General features: G+C 46.3%; 20 protein-coding genes. 3 read left to right on the top strand and 17 right to left on the bottom strand.

The features are described 5' to 3' along the window. Nucleotides 1-2: 2 nt before the first annotated feature. The 7 genes from DXE27_RS04635 to DXE27_RS09085 form a co-directional block, all read right to left on the bottom strand. On the bottom strand, nucleotides 3-1358 hold the full coding sequence (locus DXE27_RS04635; RefSeq protein ID WP_231969662.1) for a glycosyltransferase family protein: 1356 nt from the start codon (nucleotides 1356-1358) through the stop codon (nucleotides 3-5). A gap of 20 nt (nucleotides 1359-1378) precedes the next feature. Further along, nucleotides 1379-2326, bottom strand: coding sequence for an aspartate carbamoyltransferase catalytic subunit (locus tag DXE27_RS04630; RefSeq protein WP_128113089.1), 948 nt, complete (start codon nucleotides 2324-2326; stop codon nucleotides 1379-1381). Next, complete coding sequence (pyrR, locus tag DXE27_RS04625) at nucleotides 2326-2826, bottom strand: bifunctional pyr operon transcriptional regulator/uracil phosphoribosyltransferase PyrR (protein WP_128113088.1); 501 nt, start codon at nucleotides 2824-2826, stop codon at nucleotides 2326-2328. The genes DXE27_RS04630 and pyrR overlap by 1 nt, the downstream gene beginning before the upstream one ends. A 47-nt stretch (nucleotides 2827-2873) precedes the next feature. Beyond that, the gene (gene ruvX, locus DXE27_RS04620; RefSeq protein WP_128113087.1) at nucleotides 2874-3266 is read right to left on the bottom strand and encodes a Holliday junction resolvase RuvX; all 393 of its coding nucleotides are present in this window, start codon (nucleotides 3264-3266) and stop codon (nucleotides 2874-2876) included. Between the two features lie 15 nt (nucleotides 3267-3281). Beyond that, nucleotides 3282-3821, bottom strand: coding sequence for a YqgE/AlgH family protein (locus tag DXE27_RS04615; protein WP_231969791.1), 540 nt, complete (start codon nucleotides 3819-3821; stop codon nucleotides 3282-3284). A gap of 127 nt (nucleotides 3822-3948) precedes the next feature. After that, nucleotides 3949-4374, bottom strand: a complete 426-nt coding sequence (locus DXE27_RS04610) for a YdcF family protein (protein WP_231969661.1) — start codon at nucleotides 4372-4374, stop codon at nucleotides 3949-3951. A gap of 77 nt (nucleotides 4375-4451) precedes the next feature. Continuing rightward, nucleotides 4452-4604, bottom strand: coding sequence for a hypothetical protein (locus DXE27_RS09085; protein WP_197712301.1), 153 nt, complete (start codon nucleotides 4602-4604; stop codon nucleotides 4452-4454). 231 nt (nucleotides 4605-4835) lie between these two features. Here DXE27_RS09085 and DXE27_RS04605 point away from each other — a divergent pair, with 231 nt between their 5' ends. Both DXE27_RS04605 and DXE27_RS04600 read left to right on the top strand, forming a co-directional pair. Continuing rightward, nucleotides 4836-6311: a cryptochrome/photolyase family protein gene (locus DXE27_RS04605; RefSeq protein ID WP_128113085.1), complete on the top strand. Its 1476-nt coding sequence runs from the start codon at nucleotides 4836-4838 to the stop codon at nucleotides 6309-6311. 51 nt (nucleotides 6312-6362) lie between these two features. Beyond that, nucleotides 6363-7202: a symmetrical bis(5'-nucleosyl)-tetraphosphatase gene (locus tag DXE27_RS04600; protein ID WP_128113084.1), complete on the top strand. Its 840-nt coding sequence runs from the start codon at nucleotides 6363-6365 to the stop codon at nucleotides 7200-7202. Between the two features lie 12 nt (nucleotides 7203-7214). On the opposite strand, the gene hemL is transcribed toward DXE27_RS04600, so the two are convergent. From hemL to DXE27_RS04550, 10 genes are all read right to left on the bottom strand, one after another. After that, on the bottom strand, nucleotides 7215-8516 hold the full coding sequence (gene hemL / locus DXE27_RS04595) for a glutamate-1-semialdehyde 2,1-aminomutase (protein ID WP_128113083.1): 1302 nt from the start codon (nucleotides 8514-8516) through the stop codon (nucleotides 7215-7217). Nucleotides 8517-8529: 13 nt separating this feature from the next. After that, entirely contained in the window at nucleotides 8530-8700 is a 171-nt protein-coding gene (locus DXE27_RS04590) for a rubredoxin (RefSeq protein ID WP_128113082.1), read from the bottom strand. A gap of 77 nt (nucleotides 8701-8777) precedes the next feature. Beyond that, nucleotides 8778-10250: a THUMP domain-containing class I SAM-dependent RNA methyltransferase gene (locus DXE27_RS04585; RefSeq protein WP_128113081.1), complete on the bottom strand. Its 1473-nt coding sequence runs from the start codon at nucleotides 10248-10250 to the stop codon at nucleotides 8778-8780. A 60-nt stretch (nucleotides 10251-10310) separates the two neighbouring features. Then, a complete protein-coding gene (locus tag DXE27_RS04580; protein ID WP_128113080.1) occupies nucleotides 10311-10736 on the bottom strand; it encodes a CopD family protein in 426 nt (141 codons plus the stop codon). Between the two features lie 26 nt (nucleotides 10737-10762). Beyond that, a complete protein-coding gene (locus tag DXE27_RS04575; RefSeq protein ID WP_128113079.1) occupies nucleotides 10763-12040 on the bottom strand; it encodes a glutamate-5-semialdehyde dehydrogenase in 1278 nt (425 codons plus the stop codon). A 42-nt stretch (nucleotides 12041-12082) separates the two neighbouring features. Next, entirely contained in the window at nucleotides 12083-13144 is a 1062-nt protein-coding gene (gene holA / locus DXE27_RS04570) for a DNA polymerase III subunit delta (RefSeq protein ID WP_128113078.1), read from the bottom strand. Between the two features lie 13 nt (nucleotides 13145-13157). After that, nucleotides 13158-13685 carry an LPS-assembly lipoprotein LptE gene (locus DXE27_RS04565; RefSeq protein WP_128113077.1) on the bottom strand — a complete coding sequence of 176 codons (528 nt, stop codon included), beginning with the start codon at nucleotides 13683-13685 and terminating at the stop codon, nucleotides 13158-13160. 20 nt (nucleotides 13686-13705) lie between these two features. Next, the gene (gene leuS / locus DXE27_RS04560) at nucleotides 13706-16378 is read right to left on the bottom strand and encodes a leucine--tRNA ligase (protein WP_128113076.1); all 2673 of its coding nucleotides are present in this window, start codon (nucleotides 16376-16378) and stop codon (nucleotides 13706-13708) included. 46 nt (nucleotides 16379-16424) lie between these two features. Beyond that, nucleotides 16425-17225, bottom strand: a complete 801-nt coding sequence (gene dapB / locus DXE27_RS04555; RefSeq protein ID WP_128113709.1) for a 4-hydroxy-tetrahydrodipicolinate reductase — start codon at nucleotides 17223-17225, stop codon at nucleotides 16425-16427. Nucleotides 17226-17298: 73 nt separating this feature from the next. Next, entirely contained in the window at nucleotides 17299-17964 is a 666-nt protein-coding gene (locus tag DXE27_RS04550) for an outer membrane protein assembly factor BamE (RefSeq protein WP_231969660.1), read from the bottom strand. A gap of 121 nt (nucleotides 17965-18085) precedes the next feature. Here DXE27_RS04550 and fur point away from each other — a divergent pair, with 121 nt between their 5' ends. Further along, a complete protein-coding gene (fur, locus tag DXE27_RS04545; RefSeq protein ID WP_128113074.1) occupies nucleotides 18086-18538 on the top strand; it encodes a ferric iron uptake transcriptional regulator in 453 nt (150 codons plus the stop codon). Nucleotides 18539-18610 lie beyond the last annotated feature (72 nt).

Here is an 18610-nt window from a genome sequence, read left to right as displayed (position 1 = left end):
AATTATTTTGTGCGGCTTTGGACTTGGGTCAAGATAGTCTTTACTGCTTGATCTACGCCAATTGGCCTCCAAATCGGCTCAATTAACTGCTTTGACTGCCAGTCTAACCAAATTCTTTCAAGCGCCATCGAAATTCCAGCTGAATCACCCTCTGCGCTTAAGTAGGTACCCCTATCCAACAGCATCTGGTCTAACTGGGGGTTGCGATGGGTAATGCCCCAGATAGGTCGACCAGTCCAGAGGTAGTCATAAAATTTTGATGGAATGTACTCTGCACACCACTCGTCATTACCGTGCAACAAAATTAGCACATCAGCTTCTTGCATTTTTTCAGCTACGCGCTGACGCCCAGACTTTCCAGTTGCGGGATCAACTTCAAGGCGACCATGCGCCAGCAAAACATCTTCAAAACCATATTTTTGAATGGCTTCAATCGACAAAGAGTCTAAGAGGGCGCCATAGGCATGTACGCGAATCAAATCCCGTGCTTGCGGGTATTTTTCAAATAGAGGCAGCAACGCTTTTAAGATGGTTGAAAGAGATCGATCATTTGCCAAAGAACCAAAGTGGCATAGATTGAGTTGATTGGTGTATTGATGGGTTTGATTTGCAGCGAGGCTTCCAGGGGGTTGAGCTCCTGGCGTCACCACAAAGCCATGGGCATTGCGTGGAGTATTGAGATTGGGATTGCGCACTTTAGCGTAATGCAAGGCGCCATCTGTAAACCACCATACCTTGTCAGAAAATCGCGTTAGTTGATTTTCTAAATAATGGCGAAAACCTGCATCACGGTTCTTGGGCCTCTCAAAGCCTTGATCATTGGGGTCTTTACGAATTACCAGGGGATCATGAACCTCTGAGATCAACTCAATACCGGTGGCCCTCTTCAGCCAGACACCAGCCAAGTGAGCGGACCATGCGCTACCAACTGAAAGCACTACATCTACCTTACCAGCACGAATTAATCTATATGCATGCAAGAAGGCAGGAAGTGACCAAGACCATTGACTCGAATAACCAAGGCATAGTTTTTCAATTGCAATCAAGGGTGCCAACAAAATGGATATGGTTCCAGTGCTCAGCTTATAAATTAAGCCACGGCCGAATTTATTAGCGACCCAATGGCGAAAATCAAAACGAAAGCCTGAAGGCCCCCAGGCAATAAATTGATAATGCGGAAAACGTTGATCTTTAATTCCGGTGATAGCGCTAAAGACGATTGGCTCTATACCAGCCTCTAGAAAATAGGGGATTTTGTCTGTAATGGTTAGGCTTGCAGCGCGACCATCCATATTAAAAGCATGCGACAAAATGAGCCAACGCTTTTTATCAGTCACCAATGGAAGTTCGACAGTCACCCTGTATTCCTGCTGAGCAATTAATTTCCGGCAACGATCGACATCACAGCCATACGCACTGCGATACCGAAGGTCACTTGATTGAGGATGACGGACTGCGGTCCATCGGCTACCGCAGAGTCAATTTCAACACCACGATTCATGGGGCCTGGGTGCATCACGATCGCATCAGATTTAGCGAGTGCTAAACGTGTAGGCGTTAAGCCATACTGTTTGAAGAAGGCATCGCCTTCTGGAACCTGACCCGCTTCCATACGTTCTTTTTGAATACGCAAAGTCATTACAACATCAACATCCTTTAAGCTTTCTTCCATCGAATGGAAAACTTTCACACCGAGCATATTCAAATCGCTCGGCAACAAACTCTCTGGGCCGATTGCGCGGATATCTTCACAACCCAAAGTAGTTAGCGCATGGATATTGGATTTAGCAACTCGGCTATGCACAATGTCACCCACAATCGCCACCTTTAAGCCTTTGAAATTCTGCTTAAAGTGGCGCATCGTATACATATCCAGTAAACCCTGGGTTGGATGCTGATGACTGCTGTCTCCAGCGTTCACCACGTGCACATGAGAAGGTACATGGTTCGCAATTTCAATTGGCGCTTTAGAGACGCTATGGCGCACGACAAAAATATCCGCCTGCATTGCCACGAGATTATCAATCGTATCCAGCAAGCTCTCACCCTTGGCAGTGGAAGAGGTGGAGATGTTTAAATTAATAACATCCGCAGATAAACGTTTTGCAGCGATCTCAAAAGTCGTACGAGTACGAGTGGAGTTTTCAAAGAACAAATTAAAAACGCTCTTTCCACGCAATAAAGGAACTTTTTTTACTTCACGAGAAGGATCTGTCACACTTACAAACTGCTGGGCAGTATCTAAAATATGCAGGATCTGCTCTTTTGGCAGGCCTTCCAATGTGAGAAGGTGGGTTAATTCACCGGCAGCATTAAATTGGTTCATTAAACTCGCTCCTCTAACTGAAAGCTGAAATTGCCAGCCGCATCTTTTTCCAAAACTAAAATTTGTTGCTCAGGGACTTGAACGTGCTCAGCCACAAAATCTGCACTGACAGGAAGCTCGCGCTTACCGCGATCAGCTAACACCATGAGCTCAACTTGGGCTGGGCGACCAAAATCAAATAATTCATTGAGTGCTGCCCGAAGCGTTCTGCCGGTTAATAAAACATCATCAATCAAAATGACGCTGGCGCCGTTGACATCGAATGGTAAGTGAGTAGGCATAGTGCTAGCTGTACGCAATGCAGTCATACCCTTTTCAGCATAATCATCGCGATGGAAAGCAACATTAATAACACCAAAGTGTGGCAAACCCAAATCTTTTGCCAGGCGTTCTGCGATCCATGCTCCACCCATTGCTAAGCCGACTAACTCAAAAGGACCGTGCTGCGCCCTCTTGCGTAAATTTTCTAATAGCTTTTTATATAACGGTTCAGCGTTCATTCTTCAGTTCCAACACTATGTATTAACCAATCAAAACTTCTCAAGCCTTAACCCGCAAAATATTGCTCCAGAATCAGGGCGGCGGACTGCGCATCTAGATTGTCCCGCATCTCGGGTTTGCCCTCTAAAACTGCTGATGTATAACGCTCATCCACCCAAGCTACAGGCAGGCTAAAGCGTCCATTTAACTGATTCCCAAACCGCTTCGCTTTAGCAGTCATCTCGTGTGCGGTGCCATCAGGATGCATAGGAAGACCAACAACCAGTTGATTCGGTCTCCACTCCTTCAGAAGACCTTCAATTTCACGGAACAGTTCATCAATATTGGGAGTGGCTATCGTTTTTAATGCCTGACCGCTTCTACTCACTGAATTGCCTACTGCAACACCAACGCGACGAGTGCCGTAGTCAAAAGCCATGACTGTAGTTAACTCACTCATTAGTAGAGAACTCGATTAAGCATGACCCGCCTCACCAGATAGGTCTGATAAATCAAACCCCAGATGACTCATGGCTTTTTGATAGCGCTGACTAAATGGCGTATTAAAAATTACCTCACTCATTTGTTCGCGCGAAACTGGAACATTGATCCAGCCGTTTGCAGTAATCTCTTCCTCAAGCTGTCCCGCACCCCAACCTGCATAGCCTAAGGTCATTAAGAACTTTCTGGGACCATTACCAATTGCCACTGCCTCTAGAACATCCTTAGATGCAGTCATCGTGAGACCGCCCGGGATTACTAAGGAAGAGCTGTAAGAAAGATCGGGGTTGGGTTCGTGCAGAACAAAGCCGCGTTCGATTTGCACAGGACCGCCAAAATAAACAGGTTGATCTAATAAGGGTGCAATTTCTAATTTAAGCTCGATCTTGTCAAATAGCGTTGCCAGATCGACTTCGGTCGGTCTATTCACCACCAGGCCCATGGCGCCCCTCTCGGTGTGCTCGAAAAGATAAATTACGGAACCTGCAAAATTGGGATCTACCATGCCTGGCATGGCAACCAATAATTGATTAGCCAAATGATCGGCTGAAAAGGAAGTTGATGACTCTGGCGAAGGCGCTATATCTGAAGCAGAGGGTGCTTTTTTAGCAGAGGTCATATGGGTTTATTTTACCGAATATCTAAATTTTCCCGGTAGCCCAATATGCCAATAACCCAATTACCTCATGGACCAGCTTATTCCAGTTTTGGGCCCCATCCCCCAAATCAAATGTGCCCCAAGGAAGTCGTTTGGCCGTCTGGTAGTCCACTGGAACGGGAATGACTGAAACGCCCTGATTCTCAAATATCTTAACTGACCGGTACATATGACTTGCTGAGGTAATTAATAACCAAGGCTTCACTTCACCAGCATCGCCTTTAATCCCAAATTCAGCAATCATGGGCTTCATATACAAGATATTTTCATAGGTATTACGAGACTGGTTCTCGTAATGGGCATTGGACTCGCTTAAACCCTGCTCCTGAATGAGCTGCTTGAATGCATCAGCCTCAGATGGGCCTACAGGTGAAAGTCTTCCTGAATATCCACTAAAAATGTATAGCAAATTTGGGTATTTACGAATCAGCTCAAACGCTTTAGTGACTCGCTCGGCAGAGGAGTAAATCGAAATTTCACCGCGATCTAAGGCGATTTGACCGCCCTCAATTGCTCCACTAAAACAATGATGCCGCCAAGATCTTTCCCCGATAACTCTGAAATACTGGTTTTTGGTACAGCATCCTCAAGCGCCCTCAAGAAAACCTCAGATGCAGGCAACCAACCAACAAGCAACAAATCGGCGCAATTGCTAGCAATAAGAAGCGCTTACAAAGGGCCGGCTTTCTGAGGCTTAAGAAAAGTAAACTTAGCGGTATAAAAATTAAGAGCCAGTTCAAGGGCTCAATACAAAATTGCACCACTTTCGAGAGAATAAAAAAGATCGTATCCATAATTACCATCGATCTTAACCCGTCTTAATCAGACCGCCCTCAGCGCTTTGGCTTAACTAGCCCTAATATAGGGGCTATGCAAAAAGCTCTTGTTTGGCTCCGCCGTGATCTTCGTCTTTATGACAATGCCGCCCTCCACCATGCACTCAAGGAGAGCAAGCAAGTCTGGCTGACCTTTATCTTTGATACCGAAATCCTAAAACCACTTCTCAAGGGTGATTTAGACGACAAAGGCTTAAAGCATGACCGTCGAGTAGATTTTATTTGGCAAGGATTACAACAAATTGATGAAGCACTACGTAAGCAAGGTGGTGGCCTAATTGTTCAATTTGGTAAGCCTACAGAATGCATCCCTCAAATTGCTAAAGAGCTAGGGGTTGAGGCTGTATTTGTGAATCACGATTACGAACCCTTGGCCATCGCTAGAGATGCTAGCGTCAAAGCCACACTTGAAAAATCTAATATTCAATTTGAAGACTTTAAAGATCAGGTCATCTTTGAGAAAAAAGAAATTCTGACCAACTCGAATACTGTCTTTTCAATTTTTACGCCATACAAAAATAATTGGCTTAAAACGCTGCAAGAAAAAGATTTAGCAGCATATGAATGCTCCCCCGCTAAGGGCCAATATGCGGCTATTCCCAAAAAACTGGATGCGCCAATGCCTTCATTGGAATCAATGGGCTTTTGTCCAACTGGCATCCAAACCTATTTACCGCCTGGCTCAGAGGGTGGCCAAGACTTTCTTGAGGACTTTCTTCCTCGGATTGATCAATATCAAATTGGCAGAGACTTTCCTGCAATTAAAGGTGTGAGTTATCTCTCAATGCATTTGCGTTTTGGCATGCTCTCGATTCGAGGCCTAGTGCGCGAAGCTCATCGACGTATGTTAGCCGGCAGCATGGGCGCAACGATTTGGTTGAGCGAACTCATTTGGCGTGATTTTTATTTCATGATTTTGGCCAACCATCCTCGCTTAGCCGATGGCGCTTCATTTAAGCCAGACTATGACAATATCGTCTGGGAAAGTGGAACTCATGTCAAGAAACTATTCACCGCCTGGTGTGAAGGAAAAACGGGTTATCCCTTGGTGGATGCCGCCATGCATCAACTGAATCAAAGTGGCTATATGCACAATCGCCTGCGTATGGTTGTCGCAAGCTTCCTCACTAAAGACCTGGGAATTGATTGGCGCTGGGGTGAGGCATACTTTGCCGAGCATCTCAATGATTTTGAGTTCTCCTCAAACAACGGCGGATGGCAGTGGGCCTCCTCATCTGGCTGCGATGCGCAACCCTACTTCCGCATCTTTAACCCCATCACCCAATCTGAGAAATTTGATCCAGAAGGTAAATTTATCCGCCGTTATCTGCCGCAACTGGAGAAACTTTCTAAAAAATCAATCCATGCACCATGGAAGGCCGGACATATTGAGCTAGAAGCTGCTGGGGTTGTACTGGGACGCGACTATCCGCAGCCAGTAGTGGACCATGATGAAGCACGCAAGAAAACACTGGTTCGTTACAGTGTGGTCAAAAAAATCAGTGAATAGTAAATAAGGTCAGCGCTTTACCCATTTGCTCTTTAAGCTTTAAGATAAGGTATGAGCAAGATCTACGCTATAGGGGACGTACAAGGATGTGCGCCCTCTCTCAAAGCCCTCGTTAAGAAACTTCCCAAGAAATCGAAAATGATTTTCTTGGGAGATTTAGTTAATCGCGGCCCTGATTCGCTAGGTGCGCTTAGGCAACTCAAATCCCTTCAAGAGTCGGGCCGTGCCGAATGCATTCTTGGCAATCATGATTTGCATCTTCTGGCAATTGATGCAGGCCTACGCAATACCAAGGGCTTAGATACCGTTGATAGCATCCTCAAAGCACCTGATCGCGCTGAGCTCATCGAATGGATTCGCCATCGGCCGATGGCTTTAAGTAATGGCAACGTATTAACCGTTCATGCCGGCGCTCTGCCTCAATGGGATCTCCAACAAACAATTGAATGCGCACAAGAAGTAGAAAAGGCGCTGCGCAGCAAGTCTTATAAGGATTTTCTGAATAATATGTATGGCAACACTCCCAATAAGTGGAGCAGCACCCTAAGGGAGTATGAGCGTTTGCGCGTGATCACCAATGCCTTAACAAGAATGCGCTTTTGCACCCCCAGCGGCCAAATGGAGTTTGAAAGTTCAGAAGGCCTAGAAAATGGACCTAAGGGTTATCTGCCATGGTTCCAGGCACCCAAAAGAAAAACTGCTGACACACTGATTTACTTTGGCCATTGGTCCACGCTAGGTCTACTAAGACATGACAATGTCATCGGTTTAGATACCGGTTGCGTGTGGGGCGGGAAACTCACTGCAATGGAAATTTCAGACTCGAATCGAGATCAGAAAAAGCTAGAGATCATTCAAGTGGATGGCTATGACCACCCACTCAGAATGTAATTGACGTATTGCTTACAGTTTCTTAAAAGAAGTTTGTGCGGCAGCAATGATGGCGTTGACTACATCATTGTCATGCGCAATCGAAGTAAAACCTGCCTCATAGGCTGACGGCGCCAGATACACACCTTCATCCAACATGAGATGAAAGAACTTCTTAAAAGCTTCAATATCGGTTTTGGTAACCGCTTCAGAAGTGCTTGGCACTTCCTTGGCAAAATAGAATCCAAACATGCCGCCGACACTATCAACCGCAAAAGGGACGCCCGCTTGATCAGCCGCCTGCTTTAGGCCGGTCATGAGCTTTTCTGTTTGACCGGCTAAGCAATCATAAAACCCTTCACGCGTAATAATCTCCAAAGTCTTTAATCCTGAGGCTACTGCAACTGGATTACCAGACAAGGTACCCGCTTGATAGACGCCACCTAATGGCGCGAGCTTGGACATGATTTCTTTTTTGCCACCAAAAGCAGCCATGGGCATACCGCCGCCCATCACCTTACCCAAACATGTCAGGTCAGGCGTAATACCTTGTAGGGATTGAGCTCCACCTAAGGCTACCCTGAACCCAGTCATTACTTCGTCATAAATTAAGACGCTACCGTACTGATGGGTTAGATTCCGAATAGCTGCCAAGAATGCTTTAGATGGCTGAATCAAATTCATATTGCCGGCAATCGGCTCCAAGATCACCGCAGCAATATGATCGCCTTGTTTTTTAAATACCTCTTCAATAGCAGCGACATCGTTATAAGGCAGCACTAGAGTGTGCTTCACAACATCTTGAGGTACGCCACTTGATGACGGTGCATTCTGAGTTGAATCAGCAAAAGTTAAAAGTCCAGAGCCAGCTTTTACTAGCAGGCTATCAGCATGACCGTGATAACAACCTTCAAACTTAATAATCAGATCGCGGCCGGTATAACCACGAGCCAAACGCAAAGCACTCATCGTTGCTTCGGTGCCGCTAGAAACCATGCGCACTTGCTCAACGCTAGGCATGAGAGCGCAGATACGCTCTGCCAACTCAATCTCGCCTTCAGTAGGAGCGCCATAACTAAAGCTAGTCTCAGCAGCCTTCTGTACAGCCTCGACTACTTCGGGATTGGCATGACCCACAATCATTGGGCCCCATGACATGATTAAGTCAATATAGCGTTTGTCTTCAGCATCCCAAAAATAAGCACCCTTGGCTCTAGAAACAAAACGGGGCGTACCACCCACCTGACGAAAAGCTCTTACTGGAGAATTCACACCCCCAGGAATCGTCCTTTGTGCACGCTCAAATAAAACGTCGTTTTTATTTACTTTTGCCACAGTTGCATCCCAATTAAATAGCCATCATTTCAAAATCTTCTTTGCGAGCGCCGCACTCAGGGCATGTCCAATTCATTGGTACATCATTCCAAAGGGTTCCCGGAGCAATGCCTTCATCCGGTAATCCAGCCGCTTCGTCGTAGACCCAGCCACAGATCAAACACATATAAGTTTTAAATTCCATTCTGTAGTTCTCCGCTTTTCTCTAGCAATCGAATAATTAATTTTTATTTATTTTAAAACGCTTAGATTCATTTAGCCTTATGCCTCAGACCCATCAGATGACTTAAGCTCGGGGCGCTTGAGATGCATCTCAAATTTAAACAAACGGCATTCAAGGGGTCCATTAATTAATGGGGTGCGCTTTGACTCTTTGATGCGCAATTGCCCTGGCAAAGCCATATCAGCAGTTAATACAAAAATATTCCAACCACCAAATGCATCCTTCAGATGTTGACCAAACTGACGCAAGAACTCGACAAACTTTGGATCTTGCTCTTCTTGCGCCTGCAACTTTTTCAAGGACTCGCGGCTTGAACGCTTTGCACTCTGACGACCCGTTTCTAAATTAAGCTCAAAACGATTCTCTGGCTCCTCGGCATCGTAAGCTGCATCACGTGAATCTTGGGCCGCGCGATCTTGACCGCGTCCACCTTTAATCACCAGGCGCTCACCATACGGAGGATTCAGCAGCATGACACCCTCATGAGTGTTTCCTGGCGGTTTAGCAGACAATGCATCTATCTGGCGCATTACTGGTTGATCAGGCAACTGAGCTCTTTGCCAATTACCTTTGTACATAGCGACTAATTTTTCATTAATATCGCCACCGCTAATTTTGAGTGATTCAACAGTAGGAAATAGCTTTCGCTTGTCCATCACCTGCGCTAGTGAAGCCTCTTTTAAATCAACCCAGCGCTTTTGCTCAGCTGACTCATTAAAAGGCTTAAGTCTCTGAAAACCAAAACCCTCTGCAGAAGTAATGAGCGGGCGATAGGCGAGGCGACTTGGCTTTGCATCGTTGCCATACATACCCGCCCGAATAGCTCCCGGGGGAATGGCTAACGCTTTCTGGGCAGCCTCAATTAGAAATGTGCCACTACCGCACATCGGATCAAATAAGGACTGACCAGGTTGCCATCCAGTAATTGACAAAATACCTGCAGCTAAATTTTCCTTTAAAGGAGCGTCGCCTTTTTCATCACGCCAGCCACGCTTAAATAAAGCTTCGCCTGAAGTGTCTAGATAAATCGTGATCTGCGTTGCAGTTAAATGCGCCTGTACTCTGACGTCTGGAAAGGCAGTATCAATACTTGGGCGATCGCCTGTGACATCGCGCAAACGATCTACGATGGCATCCTTAATCTTGAGTGTTGCAAAGTTCAAGCTTTTCAGTGGCGAACGATGTGCGGTCACATCAACACGCAATGTTTGCTTGGAGGTAAACCAGTCTTCCCAGGCCAAACCACTTGCAAGCTTATATAAGTCCTCTTCTTGCCTATATGGCGCCTGCGCCATCTGCAATAGCACGCGACTAGCAATACGAGAATGTAAGTTGAGCGCCATCGCCGCTGAAATTGGCGCTGCTAAGCCAACTCCACCCGTAGGACTGGTGGGCGTTGGGTCGATTACCCAAGCGCCAAGCGCCTTGCAATCTGGGCGACTGGCAATCTCTGCAAGCTCCTGTGCAAGCGGTATTTCTAAACCACCTGGGCAAACAACAAAAAATCTCATGGGGCTAACAGTCTAAGTAAAGGTACAAATTAAAAATATAAGAGGCTTAATGCTTAGGACTTAAGGCTTAAAAAGCACCAAGGCCACAATCACCACCAACAAAATCACCGGAACTTCATTGAACCAGCGATACCAAACACCAGATTTGGTATTTAGGTCTGCGCGAAACTTTTTCAAGAGGCTCCAGCATGCATGGTGATAACCAATCACCAAAACCACAAAGAACAACTTCACGTGCATCCAGACATCACCAACGCCAATTCCAAAGTAAAGCCAGAGCGTTAAGCCCAACAAAACCGCTGGAACCGCCAGAATAGTCATAAACTGGAAGAGTCTATCGGCCATTCCGAGCAGTCTTGTATTTGCTTCGGCATTCTTTTCATCGGCCAAATTTACAAAGATCCTAGGAAGGTAAAAAAGCCCGGCAAACCATGAAGTGATAAACACAATATGAAATGTTTTGACCCAAAGGTAAGCGTTAGCCACGTCTCATTCGTCCTAATGGATATGCTTTAAGTGCGAATCTCGCCATGACCCATGACGACATACTTCAGCGAAGTTAAGCCGTCTAGACCAACAGGGCCGCGGGCGTGTAGCTTGTCATTCGAAATTCCAATCTCAGCGCCCAAGCCGTATTCAAAACCATCAGCAAAGCGCGTACTGGCATTCACCATCACACTAGCACTATCTACCTCGCGCAGAAAACGATTTGCTTTTTCTTTATTGTTGGTAATGATGGCATCGGTATGCTTGCTACCAAAACGCTCAATGTGATCCATCGCTTCATCCATATCAGCCACAGTCTTAATAGATAGAATTGGCGCTAAATACTCGGTCTGCCAATCTTCTTCAGTGGCATCAACTAAGCCTTTGAACCCAGAAGCCTCCAAGGCTTTACGCGTTAAACCATCTACCCGCAACTCCACACCTTTATCTTGGTAGATTTTGCAAAGGATTGGTAAAACTTGTTCTGCGATGCTTTGATTCACCAGCAAGGTTTCCATTGCATTACATGGTGCATAGCGTTGAGTCTTCGCGTTATCGCAAACCTTCACCGCCATCGCAACATCTGCATCAGCATCAATATAGGTATGACAAATACCATCCAAATGCTTAATCATGGGTACGCGTGCCTCGGCCATGAGACGCGCAATCAAACTCTTACCACCACGTGGGACGATAACGTCAATGTACCGAGTCATCGTAATCATTTCACCAACGGCAGCGCGATCGGTTGTCGTCACTACCTGGACAGCATCCTTAGGTAGGCCTGCAGCAGCCAAGCCTTCTTGAATGATTTGCGCCAAAAGGGTATTCGAGTCAATCGCCTCTGAGCCACCGCGCAGTATTACTGCATTGCCAGATTTCAAACAAAGCGCTGCCGCATCAATCGTCACATTTGGACGAGATTCATAAATGATGCCGATCACTCCGAGCGGAACACGCATTTGACCAAGTTCAATACCAGATGCCTGCTTTTGTAATGGCGTAATTTTCCCGATAGGGTCTTCTAAAGAAACAATTTGCTCTAAACCTAAGGCCATTGTTTCAATAGTTTTAGGCGTCATAGTTAAACGATCCACAAAAGCTGGATCCTGACCATTTGCATTTGCGCGGTCAACATCTACTTGGTTTATTTTCTGAATCTCACCAGCTTTTTGACGAACCACTTTAGCAATATGCAATAAAGCCTGATTCTTTTGCTCGCTTGATGCACGTGCCATTGCACGTGAAGCGCTACGTGCCCGCTTGCCAATGTCCTGCATCATGTTGTGAATCGATGAACTCATTTCTAACTTTCTAAATCACTTATCTTTTAGGTGCAATTCTGCTTACCGCAATAAATTTCCAACTAAACGCAAACCGTCCCATGGATCTGCCGGCAAATCTGCCGCATACAGGCCCTTTGATTGACGATCCAATCCTGCTGCCACCTGCATCGCTTTGCGCAATTTAAGTGGCTGTACACGCCTTAGAGCGGCTGGGTATAAACGTTCTTTATTTCCCCAAATTCGATTCGCTCGCATCAACTGCTGAACAGACTCACCTGCATCGCTCGCAGCCTTTAATTTAGATAGTATCCGAAGCTCTTCCGTTACGCTCCAGAGAATCAAAACGAGAGGCTCGCCCTCCCCTTTTAGGCCATCGAGCATACGATTTAATCTTGCCAAATCACCAGCCAACATCGCTTCAGTTAATTCAAAAACGTTATAGCGGGCTACTTTTAATATTGAGGAACGAACTTGCTCTTCAGTTAGCTTTCCTGTGGGATACAGCAATCCTAGCTTCAATATTTCTTGATGGGCCGCAATTAAATTGCCTTCTACTTGATCAGCAATAAACTCCAAAGCACGTTGACCTTCTGGACCCGCCTCAACCTCTTGGCTTTGCTTTTTCAGTCTTCCGGCAATCCAGTGCGGCAGATGGCTGCGATCCAAAGAATCAATCTGAATAGCCATGCCCGCATCCTCTAGAGCGCTAAACCATGCAGAAGTTTTTGTCTTACCATCTAAGCGAGGCAAAACGATACAAACCAAAGTGTCAGGACCATCCGGGCCATTTGATTGAGAAGCAATTTGCGCAGCGAACTGCTTTAAAGCATCAGCGCCATCTCGCCCAGGTTTGCCCGTCGGAATGCGTAACTCTACCCAACGCTTATCCCCGAACAAAGACATAGTTTGACCAGCGCTCATTAACGCACTCCAATCAAACCCACGCTCTTGAAGCATCACTTCGCGCTCAGTAAAACCTAACTTCTTAGCCGCTAAACGCAATGCATCCACTGCCTCCATCATTAAAAGCGGCTCGTCACCACTGAAAATATATAAAGGCAGAATTGCAGCCCCCGAGCCCAGTGACTTGAGGTGTGCTTGCAGGGCGTCGACTTTAACCATGCAATTTATTTGCTTAAAACGCTTTGGTTTGCGGTGCCTTTGCGGCAGCAGCAACACGACGCAAAATCTGAACGGATAAATCTTTACGCATCAAGGCTAAAAATTGTTGCTGCTGAACGTCGGTCGCCAAAACCATAGGGTTCGAGAAGTCCATATCGCGTGTCATATAGATTTCGCTATCGGGAATAATTTCTGCGCCGCTCATGTCGTACGCTCTAAAGCCCACTCGAATATTGAGACGGTAAGCCGATATCTGGCCGTTAGAGTTATAGGCCAAAATCTCACGCCCACTAACATCGTTGGTAATCTCCAGGATCAAATCTGCATCCTTTGGATTAATAGTAATCTTTACATCGGTACCAGTCAATATCGCAGTTTGCAAATCGGCGCGCATTGGAGGAGATGGACTTCCAGTAATAGCAATAACTTTAAAAGGCAAATCCACCATGCCGCGCAAACGATAGCCACAAGCAACTAAGCCACTGACAGGCGCAGTGGCGAATAAGCCTATTAGTGCACGTCGAAGATGATTTACGCTCATGTCTATAGACTCTTTAGAGGTTAGGCAACAATATTCACTAAGCGACCTGGTACCACGATCACCTTTTTCGGTGCAGCACCATTTAAAGCTTTTGTTGCTGGTTCACTTCGCAAGGCCAATGTCTCAACCTGCTCTTTACTAGCATCCGCCGGAACACGAATATCCCCGCGTAACTTGCCATTAATTTGGAGCATTAAGGTGATTTCAGTTTGAACCAATGCAGCCTCATCTACGGTAGGCCACGGAGCATCCAATAAAGGTCCAAATGACTTGGCATAACCCATATCCCTCCAAAGTACATGGGTTAAGTGCGGAACCACAGGATAAAGAACGCGTAACAAGATGCTTAAGCATTCCCGCAGCACTGTGGCGCTGATATTACTGCCCTGATCTAACTTAATCGGCTCAAGCACATTGAGCATCTTCATCGCAGCCGAAACTACAGTGTTGTACTGACGACGCTGATAGTCAAAATTCGCTTGCTTCAGAATGGTGTGTACTTCACGACGCAATTCCTTTTCGGCGTCATTTAAGTTGCTTGGCATGTTATCGGCGGCATCACGTAAAGCATTCGCTTGACTACTGGAATACATCCATACGCGACGTAAGAAACGAGAGGCGCCATCTACACCAGCCCCAGACCACTCGAGCTGCTGCTCTGGAGGTGCCGCAAACATCACAAATAAACGTGCAGTATCAGCACCGTACTCATCAATTAATGCCTGAGGATCCACGCCATTATTCTTGCTCTTTGACATCTTCTCAACACCACCAACAATGACTGGTGTATTTGATGTATCCCCGATGAGCTTAGCGCCTTTCGGGCGACCTTTTTCATCTAGGTCTAACTCGACATCTAATGGATTGAGCCAAGTTTTTTTGCCTGATGCATCTTCAGAGTAATAAGTCTCATTAAGCACCATGCCTTGAGTCAGCAAATTCTGGAACGGCTCATCAAAGGTAATCAGGTTTAAATCGCGCATCACCTTAGTCCAGAAGCGCGCGTAGAGCAAATGCAAAATCGCATGCTCAATACCGCCAATGTATTGGTCCATTGGCATCCAATACTCGTTGCGCCCATCTACCATTGAAGTCGCATTCGGTCCGGTATAGCGCATGAAGTACCAAGAGGAATCCACAAAGGTATCCATCGTGTCTGTTTCACGACGCGCAGGCTTGCCACACTTAGGGCAGCTCACATTCAAGAAATCAGCGCGCTTGTTCAGTGGATTACCGCTTCCATCTGGCACGCAATCTTCCGGCAGCACCACTGGTAAATCCGCTTCTGGAACCGGTACGGCGCCGCAACCAGGAGTGGCTTCATCACCGCAATGAATAATTGGGATAGGTGTGCCCCAGTAGCGCTGGCGAGAAATACCCCAGTCGCGCAAGCGATAGGTTGTCTTGATTTCACCAACACCCATCTTTTCTAAATCTTTTGCAACGGCGTCAACAGCCTCTTCATGTGACAGGCCATCGTAGTTCCCACTGTTAAAGCAGACTACGCCATCTTTTTGGGCATACCAATCTTGCCAATGGCTTGTATTGAACATGGGTGATTCAGCCTTGAGCGCAATCACTTGTTTAATTGGAAGCTCATACTTCAACGCAAATGCAAAGTCACGCTCATCATGTGCAGGCACGCCCATCACCGCGCCATCACCATATGACATGAGTACGTAGTTGCCCACCCAAACTGGCACAGGCTCATTTGTAAATGGATGCGTCACATACAAACCGGTAAACATGCCCTCTTTTTCTTGAGTGGCCAAGTCCGCCTCGATCACGCTACCGGTTTTACATTTCTCAATAAACGCCGCAAGCGCAGGATTATTTTCTGCAGCCTTAGTGGCCAAAGGATGTTCGGCAGCTACTGCGCAGAAAGTAACGCCCATGATGGTGTCAGCGCGAGTCGTAAACACATACAGAAGACCATCTTGAATAAAGTTGCCATGATCATCAGCAATCTCATGCTTAAAGGCAAAGCGCACTCCACGGCTCTTGCCAATCCAGTTTTGTTGCATGGTCTTGACACGTTCAGGCCAACCTAAATCATCCAAACCAGAAAGGAGTTGTTCTGCATAAGCAGTAATGTTGAAGTAGTAACCAGGAATCTCGCGCTTCTCTACCAATGCACCAGAGCGCCACCCACGACCATCAATCACTTGCTCATTCGCAAGAACGGTTTGATCAATTGGATCCCAATTGACTACTTGGGTTTTGCGATAAGCAATACCCTTCTCCAGCATTTTCAAAAATAACCACTGATTCCAACGGCAGTAATCAGGCCTACAAGTGGCAACCTCACGTGACCAGTCGATAGCCAATCCCATCGCAGTCATCTGCTTTTTCATATAAGCAATGTTGTCGTAAGTCCACTTTGCTGGAGGTACTTTATTCTGAATAGCCGCATTTTCTGCCGGCATTCCAAAGGCATCCCAGCCCATTGGCATTAATACGTTGTAACCCTGCATACGCAGTTGGCGCACCATTACATCATTGATGGTGTAGTTGCGTACATGCCCCATATGCAATTTGCCTGATGGGTAGGGCAACATAGAGCAAGCATAGTATTTTGGTTTTTTCTTACCGGCTGCATCAACTGCATTCTCGGTTACTCGATAGACTTGCGCGCCTTCCCAATCAGCTTGCGCTGCCGCTTCAATACTGCGGTAGTCATAATCCTTACTCATTCAAGACAACTCTTTTCTTCTATTTTTTAATTGATTTAGTTACACATCATTTGCGCAGACCAAGAACATCTTGCATGTCATACAAGCCAGAGCTTTGGTTCTGCAAAAAACGTGCGGCGCGCAATGATCCTTGTGCATAGGATTGGCGACTAGAGGACTTGTGGCTAATTTCGATACGCTCGCCATCACCTGCAAAGAGCACAGTGTGGTCGCCTACGATATCGCCACCGCGAATCGTTGCAAAACCAATCGATCCCTCTTTGCGTTCACCGGTATGGCCTTCACGCGCATAGACTGCAACATCATCTAACTTTTCACCCAAGGCGTCAGCAATCACTTCGCCCATTTTGAGTGCGGTGCCTGATGGAGCATCCACCTTATGCTTGTGGTGCGCTTCAATGATTTCAATGTCGTAACCCTGATTGAGCATCTTCGCTGCGATTTCCAATAACTTAAAGGTAGCGTTCACACCTACGCTCATGTTTGGCGCAAAAACAATGGCTAATTTCGATGATGCTTTTTTAAGAGGCTCGATTTGGTCTGCGCTTAAACCGGTTGTACCAATAATCATCTTGGTGCCAGTCTTTTCGGCAACAGCCAAATGCGCCATCGTGCCCTCAGGTCTTGTGAAATCAATTAAGAATTGCGCATTAGCCAATACCTGTGCAATATCAGCAGAAATCAGAACACCCGTTTTCTTACCTAAAAATGCACCGGCATCCTCACCCAACTGAGGACATGCAGAATGATCGAGCGCACCAACAAGCTGCGTATCTGCAGTATTTAGAACGGCTTCGATCAACATCTTTCCCATGCGACCGGTAGCTCCAGCAATTGCAATCTTCATCATTTATTTCATCACTTCTTATTAAAGTTGTGGGCAGCTGCTTACGTCAGCATCAATACAAAAGAATTACCCTTTATTTCGCTACAGGAGCTGCTGGAATATTGGCAGCTCCCGGGCCCAGCGCTTCTGACTGTGCCGTTCCCGACTTATTCGAAAAGCTAAAGAAGTCCCAGAACGAATCGCCGCTAACCGCATCAGCTTTCGGTGCTGGAGTAGAAGTAGCGGTAGCTGCATCAGCACCAGCCGGCAAGTTATTAGTAGGGCTTGGCACCAAACGCTCCGGCTGCTGAAGCGGCGGCGTAACTGGTGGCTTATTAGAGCCAGTGACAACATCCCAAAATGATCTTTTTGATTTGGCGTAGTTATCAATTTCAGCAACCAACTCCACTTCGGTAGGCAAAGCATCGCCCTCAAATTTGACAACCTTGTCGCCATCAAAAAATACCGTTACATGACGCTCTTTACCCACAATCTGACCAGAGCGCTTAAATTCAAAAATGTAGTCCCAACGATTTGCGTGGAAGTAACTCGCCAATAATGGTGTGCCCATCAATTGACGGACCTGCTCACGACTCATGCCAACTTGCAGCTTTGCGTATTGCTCACTGGAAATGAAGTTACCTTGAACCACATCTGGTACATAAGGCCTAAAAATTTTGTTTACCCAATTTCGCTGAGTTTCATCAACCGCAGAGGTGCAGCCTCCGACCCCCAATAAACCAACTAAGGCAACAGCCATAAACCCTGTCCGCGCAGGGGTAACCCCCTTAAAAAGTGGGTTCAAAAAGCGATTAAAAAGTTCAAGGCAATTTTGCATAGCAGGCTGTATCATTAAGACATTGATTTTAGCTCCCAATGCCATGAATACGATCCAAAACCCTACTCCTGCAGATTTAAGAGATATCGGCCTAAAAGCAACTGGCCCAAGGATGAAAATTCTGGATTTTTTTCATCAGAATGGCGGCACCCACTTTAGCGCTGAAGACGTCTTTATGGCCCTTAAAGAGGATCAGGAAATTGGCTTAGCTACCGTTTATCGCGTTCTTACCCAGTTTGAACAGGCAGGCCTCTTATTGCGCAGTCACTTCGAGTCCAGCAAGGGAGATGGCCGGGCTATCTATGAACTCAATGAAGGCAACCACCACGATCACCTAGTTTGCCTAGACTGTGGGCATGTTGAAGAGTTTGTGGATGAGGCAATTGAGAAAAGGCAGCGTGATATCGCTAAAAACCTCGGATTTAAGCTAGAGGAGCACTCTTTGGCAATGTATGGCCATTGCCAGAAGAAAAATTGCCGAAATAAGCACTTTTAAGAGCAAATAAGCATTTTTAAGAGCAAATAAGCATTTTTAAATGCTTTAGATACAAAAAAGGCTTCACTTGGA

The sequence above is a fragment of the Polynucleobacter necessarius genome, from assembly GCF_900096755.1.
In the GTDB taxonomy this organism is placed as follows: domain Bacteria; phylum Pseudomonadota; class Gammaproteobacteria; order Burkholderiales; family Burkholderiaceae; genus Polynucleobacter; species Polynucleobacter necessarius_K.
The sequence above is the reverse complement of the archived record's forward strand: the minus strand, read 5'-3'. Positions and strand labels throughout refer to the sequence as shown.

Bases quoted from the DNA above. Each gene is read 5' to 3' on its own strand.
- holA (WP_128113078.1), bottom strand. From the start codon at position 13,144: ATGGTTAAAGTCGACGCCCTGCAAGCACACCTCAAGTCACTGGGCTCG.
- DXE27_RS04590 (WP_128113082.1), bottom strand. From the start codon at position 8,700: ATGGAATTTAAAACTTATATGTGTTTGATCTGTGGCTGGGTCTACGAC.
- ruvX (WP_128113087.1), bottom strand. From the start codon at position 3,266: ATGAGTGAGTTAACTACAGTCATGGCTTTTGACTACGGCACTCGTCGC.
- DXE27_RS04615 (WP_231969791.1), bottom strand. From the start codon at position 3,821: ATGCCAGGCATGGTAGATCCCAATTTTGCAGGTTCCGTAATTTATCTT.
- dapB (WP_128113709.1), bottom strand. From the start codon at position 17,225: ATGAAGATTGCAATTGCTGGAGCTACCGGTCGCATGGGAAAGATGTTG.
- DXE27_RS04605 (WP_128113085.1), top strand. From the start codon at position 4,836: ATGCAAAAAGCTCTTGTTTGGCTCCGCCGTGATCTTCGTCTTTATGAC.
- pyrR (WP_128113088.1), bottom strand. From the start codon at position 2,826: ATGAACGCTGAACCGTTATATAAAAAGCTATTAGAAAATTTACGCAAG.
- DXE27_RS04585 (WP_128113081.1), bottom strand. From the start codon at position 10,250: ATGAGATTTTTTGTTGTTTGCCCAGGTGGTTTAGAAATACCGCTTGCA.
- fur (WP_128113074.1), top strand. From the start codon at position 18,086: ATGAATACGATCCAAAACCCTACTCCTGCAGATTTAAGAGATATCGGC.
- DXE27_RS04565 (WP_128113077.1), bottom strand. From the start codon at position 13,685: ATGAGCGTAAATCATCTTCGACGTGCACTAATAGGCTTATTCGCCACT.
- DXE27_RS04550 (WP_231969660.1), bottom strand. From the start codon at position 17,964: ATGGCTGTTGCCTTAGTTGGTTTATTGGGGGTCGGAGGCTGCACCTCT.
- leuS (WP_128113076.1), bottom strand. From the start codon at position 16,378: ATGAGTAAGGATTATGACTACCGCAGTATTGAAGCGGCAGCGCAAGCT.
- DXE27_RS04600 (WP_128113084.1), top strand. From the start codon at position 6,363: ATGAGCAAGATCTACGCTATAGGGGACGTACAAGGATGTGCGCCCTCT.
- DXE27_RS04575 (WP_128113079.1), bottom strand. From the start codon at position 12,040: ATGAGTTCATCGATTCACAACATGATGCAGGACATTGGCAAGCGGGCA.
- DXE27_RS04630 (WP_128113089.1), bottom strand. From the start codon at position 2,326: ATGAACCAATTTAATGCTGCCGGTGAATTAACCCACCTTCTCACATTG.